Raw genomic sequence first — 10,060 nt, 5'->3', positions numbered from 1 at the left:
CCGATGGTACTAAGTCTTAAGGCTTGGGAGAGTAGGTCGCTGCCGGGTCTGCCAAAAACACGCGCGTCTTAAAACGAATACCGATACATAAAACCCCGCCTGCGAAAGCAAGCGGGGTTTTTTTGTGTGCAATGCGATGGGGAGGAGCTATTGGCGTTTCCCGACCCACGAACTCCTGCCGCAACCGGCGGCCATAAATTCTACAGGATCATGATCGACAAGGCGCGCCTCAGCTCGTAACCATCTCCAACGCGGCGCGTTACTGACATCATGATTTCCATACGCACTTTCAGCGCTCTGGCGCGTCGTTCGCTGGCGCTCGCCTTCGGCCTTTTCCTCACTTGGGGTTTCGCTTTTCCCGCGGCAGCGCAGGTGACGATCTTTTCGCCGTTCAACATCGCCGAGGCGGTGGACCAGAACGCGGTCAAATATGCCGACATCCCCTATGACGACGGGGCGCGGATGAAGCTCGACATCTATCTGCCCGAAAAGCACGAGGGGCCGGCGCCGGTGGTGATGTTCATCTATGGCGGCGGCTGGGCCGCCGGCGACAAGTTCGAGTATGAGTTCGTCGGCCGGGCCTTCGCGGCCAATGGCTATATTGCCGTGCTGCCGGACTACCGGGTCTATCCCGAGGTTCAGTATCCGGATTTCCTCGAGGACAATGCCCGGGCGGCCCGCTGGATTCAGGACAATATCGAGCAGTATGGCGGCGATCCGCAGCGCTTCTTCGTCTCCGGCCATTCGGCCGGGGCCTATAACGCGGTGATGCTTGGGCTCGACAAGTCGTTCCTGCGCGATCAGGGCGTCACCATGCCGATCCGCGCGATCGCCGGGATCTCCGGCCCGTATAATTTCTATCCCTTCGAATATGACCAGGTCCGCACCGTCTTCGGTGCGGCTCCGAACCCCGAGGGCACGCAGCCGATCAATCTCGTCACCTCCGACGCGCCGCCGATCTTTGTGGGCAGCGGCACCTCCGATCCGATCGTGCGCAAGCAGAATTCCGAGGCGCTCGCCGCCAAACTGCGCGACCAGGGCATCTGGGTGACCGAGAAATACTATGACGGGTTCGGCCATCTCGAGCCGGTGATGGCGATGGGCGCGATGATGCGCTTTCGCATGCCGATCCTGCAGGACATTCTGGATTTCTTCCAGACTTTCGGCGCCTTCCCCTCGGCGACGCCGCAGCCGGTGTTCACGCCGGAGCCGCCCGAGGACAAGATGACGGCCGTCATCAAGGAGATGGACGACGTGCTGAAGCCGATCGCCGAATAGCGTCAGACGTCGACCCGGGCGAGGCGCCGCGCCAGAGCGGCCCCGAAGCGATGCATCGCCGAGGCGGTGATGGTGGCGAGGGCGGTGTTGGCGCGCGCGTAGAATGTCTGGGCGGCCGGGGTGCGCAGGAAGCGCAGGTAGCGCTCGAGGTTGTCTGCGTCGAGGTCGGCATAGGTATAGGCGAGCATCGCCTTCTGGACGTCCAGCAGGTCCGTCATCAGCGTCGGCATCATGGCGTCGACCTGGGCGTCGATATCGGCCCAGGGGATGTCGATGTCGCCGTTCTGGTTGAAAAGGGACATGCCGAGCAGCATGGCCCGCACGGACTGGCCGACGAGGGAGACGAAGGTCTCGGCGCTCGTCAAATCCATCATCTCGTCGAGATGGGCGCGGCGTAGCGCGGTGGCATTGCGCAGCTTGATCTGGCCCATGCCGATGACCCGGCCTTGCTCGCCCGGCGGCAACTGACTGACGGCGCGTTCGAGCGCCGTGATCCGCTGGCCGAACGGGCTATCACAAAAGACCAGCAGCTCGTCAATGTCCTCGGTGCTGATGGCGCCTAACAGCTGCCGCTCCAGCTCACGCTGCAATAGCACCGGGTCAAAGACCTCGCGTGTGGCGGCGTCCCAATGCTCGAGAAAGATCGGATCCCGGGTCAGGCGCTCCTCGCGGGCCGACGCCATCAGGCTGGGGCCGAACTGCGTGAAGACGGCATCGAGCCCGGTGGCATGGACGAGTTCGGATACCGGCGCGGCCGGTGACGTCTGCACTGTCTGCGCGATGGTGACCGGCACCACGGGGCTGACAGCCGCTGCGCCCAGCAGCAGCGACGTCGCAAGTGCGCGCAACAGCATGATGACTCCTCCCATGGTCCTGCCCCAGCCTAGCGCCGCGGCGGGCCGGATGCGAGGGCGCGATGCGGCATCGGGCAAGTTGTGATAGGTCTGGGCCAGTGGCTCGGCTGGGGAGAGACCAACAGCGCCCATCGTGGCTTGTGCGGCCGCCGCCGTTGCGGCGACACTGGCCGTCGCCGAATGTTTACCGGTCTGGGAGGGAATGATGAAATACACGCGATTGGGCCGCACCGGCCTCGAGGTCAGCCGGATCTGCCTGGGCTGCATGTCCTTCGGCAATGCCAATTCCGGCTCGCACGCCTGGACCCTGAGCGAAGCCGACAGCCGCCCGCTGCTCACCGCCGCCTGGGAGGCAGGGATCAACTTCTTCGATACCGCCAATGTCTATTCGGCCGGCTCGAGCGAGGAGATCGTCGGCAAGGTCCTGGCCGAGCTGGCGCCGCGCGAGGAGCTGGTGGTTGCCACCAAGGTGCATGGCGAAATGCGCAAGGGGCCAAACGGTCACGGCCTGAGCCGCAAGGCGATTCTCGCCGAGATCGATGCCTCGCTGACGCGGCTCAACATGGACTATGTCGACCTCTACCAGATCCACCGCTTCGATGCGGAAACGCCGATCGAGGAAACGCTGGATGCGCTCGACGAGGTCGTGCGCAGCGGCAAGGCGCGCTATATCGGCGCTTCCTCGATGTATGCGTGGCAGTTCATGAAGATGCTGGCCTATTCCGAGGCGAACGGGCTCACCAAGTTCGTGTCGATGCAGGATCATCTGAACCTGATCTATCGCGAGGAAGAGCGTGAAATGCTGCCGCTCTGCCGCGATCAGGGGATCGGGGTCATTCCCTGGTCGCCGCTGGCGCGCGGGCGGGTGGCGCGGCCGTGGGGCGAACAGACGGGCCGTACCGAGACCGACGAATTCGGCAAGACGCTTTATGGCGCCGAAGAGGTGAACCGGGCGATCAACGAGGCAGTGGCCGAGGTCGCTGAGGCGCGCGGCGCCTCGATGGCGCAGGTGGCGCTCGCCTGGGTGCTGCAGAAGCCTGGCGTTACCGCACCCATCGTCGGCGCGACGAAGATGGGCCATCTCGAGGATGCAATCGCGGCGGTGGAGATCACGCTGAGCGAAGACGAGGTGGCCAAGCTGGAGGCGCCTTACCGGCCGACCGAGGTTGCCGGGTTCCGCTGAACCCACCGGGCCCAGACCAGAATGCGACAAAGCCGCCGACCTTGCCGGTCGGCGGCTTTGTCATGGTCAGTGGCCGGTTGCGCGGCCGGTACGCCCAGTCCTAGTCCGCCTTGTCGGCGCTGTCGGAATTGAGCTGACCGTATTTTTCCGGCCCGATCCGGTTGAGCAGCTCCAGCTGGCTCTCGAGGAAATCGATGTGACCTTCCTCGTCCGCCAGCAGCTCCTCGAACAGGTTCTTGGTGACATAGTCACCCAGCGACTCGCAGAGCTCGCGGCTGGCCTTGTAGGCCTTGCGGGCATCGTGCTCGCCGGCGAGATCGCATTCGAGCACTTCCTTGATCGACTGGCCGATCCGCAGGGGTGCGACACGCTGCAGATTGGGATGACCCTCGAGGAAGATGATCCGCTCGATCAGCTTGTCGGCGTGATGCATCTCTTCGATCGACTCGTCACGCTCCTTGGCGGCAAGGCGGGTGTATCCCCAGTCCTGCAGGATGCGGAAATGCACCCAGTACTGGTTGACGGCACCGAGTTCGAGGAACAGAGCCTCGTTAAGCCGCTCGATGACCTGTGCTTCGCCTTTCATTGGAACCTCCTTGGCGCTTACGACGCATGGCCTTCAACCGCGCGGGCACAGGGGGGCGTGCGTCGGCAGGTCGGTCGGCCATCTGCAGGTGGTACTCTTCTGTGACCTCAATAATCAAGTCCACAACGTTGGGGACACAGCCAGCGCATTTCGAGCGCTTGCCGAGTTCACGGTAGACCTTGGCCGGCACGATGATCTGCCAGGGGTCCTCACGCAGGAATCCGAGAATGATCCCCCGGATTTCCCGGTCGGTGATGACATTGCACTGACAGACAAGCATGGGCTGAACGAGATACAAGCAGAAAGTGGAGGCACTAGAACGCCGCCCAAACATGAATGTCAATGTCAGATTAGCTGGACGCCGCGCAGCGCATTGCCGCGGGGGGTGAAACATTCCGCAGCCTGACACGTAGCTACTGAGCCTATGTATTCTGGAAGCCGTGCCCATGTCGTTTTCCCTGCTGGGGCTGTTGAATGCCATTTCGCCCAAGACGCGCCAGTCCCGGCGCATTGCCTCGGGCCTGCGCTATGGCCCCGGAAGCCGGCAGTGCCTCGATCTGTTCGCGCCGCGCGACGCGAGTGGACCGCTGCCGGTGATCGTCTTCATCTATGGTGGATCCTGGAACGAGGGAGACCGGCGGGACTATCGTTTCGTCGGCCGTGCGCTGGCGGCGCTCGGCTATCTCGTCGCCGTGCCTGACTACCGGCTGGTGCCGGAGATCGAATATCCCCGTTTTCTGGAAGATTGCGCGGCTGCGGTGCATCTGGTCCGCGACGTTGCGGCCGAACACGGCGGTGACGCCAACCGCCTGGCGCTGATGGGGCACTCGGCCGGCGCCTATAACGCGGTGATGCTGGGGCTGCACCCCGGCTACGATCTCGCCGGGCGGCTCAGCGCGGTCGTGGGGCTGTCGGGGCCGTACGACTTTTATCCCTTCGATGTGGATGTGACCCGCCGCACGTTCGGGCAGGTCGCGGCGCCCGAAACCACGCAGCCGGTCAATCTGGTGACCCCGTCGGCACCGCCGATGTTCCTGGCGACAGGGGAGCGCGACACGCTGGTCTATCCGCGCAACACGGTCGCCCTGTCGGCGCGGCTGCGCGAGAACGGCGTCGCGGTGACGGAGCGGCATTACGCAAAGCTCGATCACGCCGGCACGCTGCTCGAACTGGGCAGTCTGCTGTCGGGGCGGGACACGGTGTTTTCCGATGTGGCGGCGTTCCTGCGCCAGCGGCTGGCGCCACCGAATTCAGCCGAGATCGCGCTCGCGGCGGCTGGCAATGACGGCGACTGATGCGGCCACGCGATGTGCCGACGAAAAGAACTCGCGGTGGATCAGGAAGATCACGGTCATGACGCTGGCGGCGATCGCCAGCCAGGGACTGGCGAACCAGGCGACGCCGGCGACCGAGAAATAATAGGCGCGGATGCCGTTGTTGAAATTCTTGGCGCCCAGGCTGTTGAGCCGCGCGATGGCCGTGACTTCTTCGGGCGGGGTGTGTCCGGTATGGTCGATGGCGCCCACCATGATGCAGAAATGGTTGAACTGGCGCAGCGCCAGCGTGAAACTGAAGAAGCTCCACACGAAGATCACGAGCAGTGTGAGCAGATGCAATTGTACGTCATGACTTGTCAGTTCCACGCCGAAGCCGATGTCGCGCAACGAGGCCATGAGTGGGGTGAGATTGCCGAAGGCCGCGAAAATGGCCAGCACCAGCAGCACCGAGGTGGAGGCAAGAAAGCTCACCGACTGCATCAGATTGCCCGACAGGACGGCATCCAGCGGGCTGACGCGGCCGGTGATGTTCTCGACCCAGCGGCGGCGCTGCATGGACATGATCACTGACAGCGAGGGGCGCACCCGTTCCAGCAGCGGCACAGCCAGATTGTAGCCCAGCCAGCAGGCCAGCGGAAACAGGGTTGCGATCAGGATCATTGCGCGTTCTCCGGCTGGCGGCAGCGTCGCTGTGCCGCCAGACCGGTGTAAATCAAGTCACCGCGTCCTTGAAACGGTGAATCGATTCTGATCGCCCGAAGCGGAAACTAGATGGTCCGCGCGTGCCGCTGAAAAATCTGCTGGATGCCGTCGAGCACAGCGTCGGACAGGGTTATATCGGCGGCCCCGATATCGGTCTTCAGCTGCTCCATCGAGGTGGCGCCGATGATGACCGAGGTCATGAAGGGCTTGGTGAGGCAAAAGGCAATGGCCATCTGGTTGACGTCGAGCCCGTGCTCCTCGGCAAGCGCCATATAGGCGCGGATCGCCGGTTCGGTATTCTCGTTGTTGCGATACATGCCGCCGGCAATGGCGCCGCGGGTGCCTTCGGGCAGAGCGCCGCCGAGATATTTGCCGGTCAGCGCGCCGGCTGCGAGCGGCGAATAGGCCAGCAACCCGACATCCTCGTGAAAGGCCAACTCGGCCAGGTCGAGGTCGTAGTAGCGGCGCAGGAAGTTGTATTCGTTCTGGATCGACTGCACGCGGGGCAGGCCGCGCTGCTCGGCGATCCGCAGATATTGCATGGTGCCCCAGGCGGTCTCGTTGGAGAGGCCGAAATGCAGGATCTTGCCCTCGGTCACCAGTTCGCCCATGACCTCGAGGACCTCCTCGATATTGGGCAAAACGGCGGCCTTGTCCTGGGTATAGGGATTATAGTCCCAGGCTCCTTCGAAGTGATAATGGCCGCGCCGGGGCCAGTGCACCTGATAGAGATCGATGCGGTCGGTCTGCAGGCGCCGCAGGCTGTTCTCGACCGCTTCACGCACACCGGGCCCGTCGACGCCGCGGCCTTCGCGGACCCAGGGGCGACCGCCGCCGGCGACCTTGGAGGCAAGCACGATCTTGTCGCGATTGCCGGTTTTCTTGAACCAGGTGCCGATGATCTCCTCGGTCTTGCCGTAGGTCTCGGCGGACGGCGGCACGGCATACATTTCCGCGGTATCGAAGAAGTTGATGCCGGCATCGAGCGCATAGTCCATCTGCGCGTGGCCCTCGGCCTCGGTGTTCTGCAGGCCCCAGGTCATGGTGCCGAGGCAGATTTCCGATACCTCGACGCCAGTGCGTCCGAGCGTGTTCATTTTCATTGCAAAACCCCCCGTTCAAAACCGGCGCACCCTATGGTCCGTACACAGTTGAGACAAGTGCGGTTGCCCGATCCGCGTCAATCGCGATAACTGCCGACAACAGGAGTGTTCTGCCGTGTCTGCATTATCCAAGCTTTTCGGCGTCGTGGTACTGAGCATCGCGATGGCCTTTCCGGCTGCTGCCCAGGAGGCCGGAGCGCAAGTTGCCGACGACAGTGTGGCCAAGGCAGACAGTGCGCCGTCGCTCGAACGTCTGCCGATCCGCGAGCTCGATCTGCCGACGCTCGATGGCGTCATCGATCTCATCATTGTCACCATCGCGCAGGAACAGCGGCGCTGGAGCGTAGCGAAGGCGCAGCGCGACTGCCTCGACCTGATCCGCGTTGCCAATTCGGTGGGGCTCGGCCACGAAATGCTGGGCGAGGCCGATACGGTTCTGGCGGAGCAGGCGCTGCAGGAAGCCTATGTGATGCGCGCCAAGGCCGTGCAGGCGCGCGTGCTGGCCTTCTCGCTGCGCTATCGCAGCCTGGACCAGTTGCGGGCCTGTTCGCGCTTCAGCGTGCCGGAGGGGCAGGCGAGTGATCCGCGTTATGCCAGGCCGGCGCCGCTGGCGACCGCCGAATATACCCAGGCCGCGATCGATCTGGTCGAGGCGGGCGAGGTCAATCTCGCCTCGGCGGTGGCGGCAGGTGTTTCCGAAAAGTGCGGGCCGGTGCGGGGGGCGGCGCAGTCGATCGCCCTGTTTCTCCCCTATCTCGACGAAATGTCGATTATTCTGTCCGAGCGCCCGCAGGCCATGGGGCCGCGGGCCAGCCGCTCGCGCCTGCAGCAATTGCGCAGTCAGCTGACGCGCGCCGTCCAGGCCCTGCAGCAGCAGTTTGGCGCTAAATGCGACGCCGAAGCTGCCGCCGCTGAAGACACCGCACCGGCACCAGACACGCCAGACGCCCGCAAACCGGGGGCTTCGGGCCAGGGCGTTCGCGGCTGACGAGCGCGCTGGTCAAAAAAGTGTCACGCAGTCCACTTTAGGCCTTGAGGCCGGCGTGCCGACCTCCTATATACCCGTTGCGTCGCGGGGTTATGGCCCGCACGAAAGACGCAAACAGCCCAAGGACTTCGGTTCTACATTGGCGCGGGGTGGAGCAGCCCGGTAGCTCGTCAGGCTCATAACCTGAAGGTCACAGGTTCAAATCCTGTCCCCGCAACCAATCTTTCGAACAAAAGAGCCCCGCGAAAGCGGGGCTTTTTGTGTTGCGTCTGCATCCAAATCGTCGTCTAGCATTTCCTGAGAGTTGAACTTACACTGGATGCTTGTACAGGCAATCGATGTGCAATCGTTCTCGGGAGAAGCGAATGCGTGTTGCTACATTCAACGTTGAAAACCTGGATTTTTCGGGGCCGGAGGGAGATGAGTCGGACTCGGCATTTCAGGAGCGCGTGCGCATACTTAGGCCGATGCTTGAGCGGCTGCGTGCGGACATAATATGCTTCCAGGAAGTGCATGGACAGGCCGCGCCCGAGGGTCAGATTGGCGCGAGATCCCTTCGCGCCCTTCGGGTGCTCTTGCGAGAAACGCGCTATGCCGATTTCGTGCTGTCAAGCACCACGCTGAAGGGGCGCGCCGATGTGGAGCGGTACCGCAATCTGGTCGTGGCGTCGCACCCCGAATATGTGGTCGAGGAGGTTCGAGAGCTCCAGAACACGCTGGTCAACCCGCCGCGATACTCTCTCGTGACATCGAACCGGGATGATCCGCTGATCGACGTCAAGTGGGAGCGTCCTAGCTTGTATGTGCGTCTGCGGCTTGGCCAGAATGACGCCCTGCACGTGCTGAATGTCCACTTCAAGTCAAAGAATCCCACGCCGGTGGCCGGCCAGGGGCCGGAAAACTACCAATGGCGTTCGCCATCGGGATGGGCTGAGGGATATTTTCTGTCCTCGATGAAGCGAGTCGGCGCAGCGCTCGAAACGCGTTTGTTCATCGACGGCATTTTTGACGCGGAGACTGATCCGAAAATACTGGTCTGTGGGGACTTCAATGCGGAACCGGACGAGGTGCCAGTCATGGCAATTCGAGGCCGAACTGAAGAAACCGGCAATCCCGAGCTGAACCGGCGGGTCATGCATCCGGTTGCGCTATCCATCGCGGATAGCCGACGTTTTACCCTCTATCACCACGGCGCGCGCAATCTCCTCGACCACATGGTCGTGTCGCGCCGACTGATGGCCAGTTTCAGAGGCGCCGAAATCCACAACGAAATGGTCCACGACGAAAGTGTCGCGTTCGCGACAGACGATAAGTACCCGGAATCGGATCACGCCCCCATGGTCGGTGCGTTCGATGAGGCCGCTTACGAGGTCGATCTCGAAACCTAACGGCCGAAAGCACGGCGGAGCTTGTCTCAGACGGTTGGGGGCGAATCCGGGCGCTGCAGTTCGAACAGTTCGGTGACCTCGACATAGTCGCGATAGCCTGAGCGGGCGACGGTCTGCGCCTTCACCATGTCGAAGCGGCCGTCGGTGACATAGGCCTCGTCGATATGAATGCCGACCACCTGGCCGATGACGACGTGATTGCCGGTGCCCTTGCCGTCGAGGTCGGGAACTTCGAAATGGTGCACCACACGGCATTCAAGCGCCGCCGGCGTGTGGGCGACGCGCAGCGGCCTCACTTGGTTCGATGGCAGCATATCGAGCCCGGCATGCAGGCTTTCGCTGTGGCCCGGCGGCAGGCTGACCGAGGTTCGGTTCATCGCATCGACCAGCGGCCGCGTGACCAGATTGTAGACGAACTCACCGGTCGCGACCGCATTTGCGGCGCTGTCCTTCATGCCATCCGATGAAAAGCCGATGGTGTGCGGGTGCGAGCCGAAAGCGGTGAAGAATGAATAGGGGGCGAGATTGTCGCGCCCTTCGGTATCGATGGTTGAAATCCAACCGATCGGCCGCGGCGCGATGATGGCCTTGAACGGGTCAAAACCGAGCCCATGGTCGCGCGGGTCTTCGTAATACAAGTGGAGGCTCCATCGGTTGGGGCAGGGCAGGGGCAGCAGCAGGCTGCGCTCCAAGGCTGCATC

10 protein-coding genes and 1 tRNA gene are annotated in these 10,060 nt (G+C 63.0%); 6 read left to right on the top strand and 5 right to left on the bottom strand.

Annotated features, from left to right (window positions below; translation table 11 throughout):
* Nucleotides 1–270: 270 nt before the first annotated feature.
* Entirely contained in the window at nt 271–1,278 is a 1,008-nt protein-coding gene (locus tag ACN0TK_RS16975; RefSeq protein ID WP_417310719.1) for an alpha/beta hydrolase, read from the top strand.
* A 2-nt stretch (nt 1,279–1,280) separates the two neighbouring features.
* On the opposite strand, the gene ACN0TK_RS16970 is transcribed toward ACN0TK_RS16975, so the two are convergent.
* Complete coding sequence (locus ACN0TK_RS16970; RefSeq protein WP_417310718.1) at nt 1,281–2,132, bottom strand: hypothetical protein; 852 nt, start codon at nt 2,130–2,132, stop codon at nt 1,281–1,283.
* Between the two features lie 205 nt (nt 2,133–2,337).
* On the opposite strand from ACN0TK_RS16970, the gene ACN0TK_RS16965 reads away from it, so the two are divergent.
* The gene (locus ACN0TK_RS16965; RefSeq protein ID WP_417310717.1) at nt 2,338–3,315 is read left to right on the top strand and encodes an aldo/keto reductase; all 978 of its coding nucleotides are present in this window, start codon (nt 2,338–2,340) and stop codon (nt 3,313–3,315) included.
* Between the two features lie 100 nt (nt 3,316–3,415).
* Here ACN0TK_RS16965 and bfr read toward each other — a convergent pair whose 3' ends face one another.
* Nucleotides 3,416–3,901 carry a bacterioferritin gene (gene bfr, locus ACN0TK_RS16960; protein ID WP_417310716.1) on the bottom strand — a complete coding sequence of 162 codons (486 nt, stop codon included), beginning with the start codon at nt 3,899–3,901 and terminating at the stop codon, nt 3,416–3,418.
* 446 nt (nt 3,902–4,347) lie between these two features.
* Here bfr and ACN0TK_RS16955 point away from each other — a divergent pair, with 446 nt between their 5' ends.
* Nucleotides 4,348–5,196 carry an alpha/beta hydrolase gene (locus tag ACN0TK_RS16955; RefSeq protein ID WP_417310715.1) on the top strand — a complete coding sequence of 283 codons (849 nt, stop codon included), beginning with the start codon at nt 4,348–4,350 and terminating at the stop codon, nt 5,194–5,196.
* On the opposite strand, the gene ACN0TK_RS16950 is transcribed toward ACN0TK_RS16955, so the two are convergent.
* Nucleotides 5,152–5,838 carry a DUF599 domain-containing protein gene (locus tag ACN0TK_RS16950; RefSeq protein WP_417310714.1) on the bottom strand — a complete coding sequence of 229 codons (687 nt, stop codon included), beginning with the start codon at nt 5,836–5,838 and terminating at the stop codon, nt 5,152–5,154. The two genes, ACN0TK_RS16955 and ACN0TK_RS16950, sit on opposite strands and share 45 nt — an antisense overlap.
* A gap of 107 nt (nt 5,839–5,945) precedes the next feature.
* Complete coding sequence (locus ACN0TK_RS16945) at nt 5,946–6,983, bottom strand: aldo/keto reductase (protein ID WP_417310713.1); 1,038 nt, start codon at nt 6,981–6,983, stop codon at nt 5,946–5,948.
* Between the two features lie 115 nt (nt 6,984–7,098).
* On the opposite strand from ACN0TK_RS16945, the gene ACN0TK_RS16940 reads away from it, so the two are divergent.
* From ACN0TK_RS16940 to ACN0TK_RS16930, 3 genes are all read left to right on the top strand, one after another.
* Entirely contained in the window at nt 7,099–7,971 is an 873-nt protein-coding gene (locus ACN0TK_RS16940) for a hypothetical protein (RefSeq protein ID WP_417310712.1), read from the top strand.
* A 143-nt stretch (nt 7,972–8,114) separates the two neighbouring features.
* Nucleotides 8,115–8,191, top strand: a tRNA-Met gene (locus ACN0TK_RS16935).
* A 145-nt stretch (nt 8,192–8,336) separates the two neighbouring features.
* Entirely contained in the window at nt 8,337–9,359 is a 1,023-nt protein-coding gene (locus ACN0TK_RS16930; RefSeq protein ID WP_417310711.1) for an endonuclease/exonuclease/phosphatase family protein, read from the top strand.
* Nucleotides 9,360–9,385: 26 nt separating this feature from the next.
* Here ACN0TK_RS16930 and ACN0TK_RS16925 read toward each other — a convergent pair whose 3' ends face one another.
* On the bottom strand, nt 9,386–9,997 hold the full coding sequence (locus ACN0TK_RS16925) for a flavin reductase family protein (protein WP_417310721.1): 612 nt from the start codon (nt 9,995–9,997) through the stop codon (nt 9,386–9,388).
* Nucleotides 9,998–10,060: the final 63 nt, after the last annotated feature.

The organism is Devosia sp. (assembly GCF_048261455.1).
Taxonomy (GTDB): domain Bacteria; phylum Pseudomonadota; class Alphaproteobacteria; order Rhizobiales; family Devosiaceae; genus Devosia_A.
The sequence above is the reverse complement of the archived record's forward strand: the minus strand, read 5'-3'. Positions and strand labels throughout refer to the sequence as shown.

What these genes read in the sequence shown, in the direction of transcription:
- ACN0TK_RS16975 (WP_417310719.1), top strand. Translation starts at nt 271, where the DNA reads ATGATTTCCATACGCACTTTCAGCGCTCTGGCGCGTCGTTCGCTGGCG.
- ACN0TK_RS16955 (WP_417310715.1), top strand. Translation starts at nt 4,348, where the DNA reads ATGTCGTTTTCCCTGCTGGGGCTGTTGAATGCCATTTCGCCCAAGACG.
- ACN0TK_RS16950 (WP_417310714.1), bottom strand. Translation starts at nt 5,838, where the DNA reads ATGATCCTGATCGCAACCCTGTTTCCGCTGGCCTGCTGGCTGGGCTAC.
- ACN0TK_RS16930 (WP_417310711.1), top strand. Translation starts at nt 8,337, where the DNA reads ATGCGTGTTGCTACATTCAACGTTGAAAACCTGGATTTTTCGGGGCCG.
- ACN0TK_RS16965 (WP_417310717.1), top strand. Translation starts at nt 2,338, where the DNA reads ATGAAATACACGCGATTGGGCCGCACCGGCCTCGAGGTCAGCCGGATC.
- bfr (WP_417310716.1), bottom strand. Translation starts at nt 3,901, where the DNA reads ATGAAAGGCGAAGCACAGGTCATCGAGCGGCTTAACGAGGCTCTGTTC.
- ACN0TK_RS16970 (WP_417310718.1), bottom strand. Translation starts at nt 2,132, where the DNA reads ATGCTGTTGCGCGCACTTGCGACGTCGCTGCTGCTGGGCGCAGCGGCT.
- ACN0TK_RS16945 (WP_417310713.1), bottom strand. Translation starts at nt 6,983, where the DNA reads ATGAAAATGAACACGCTCGGACGCACTGGCGTCGAGGTATCGGAAATC.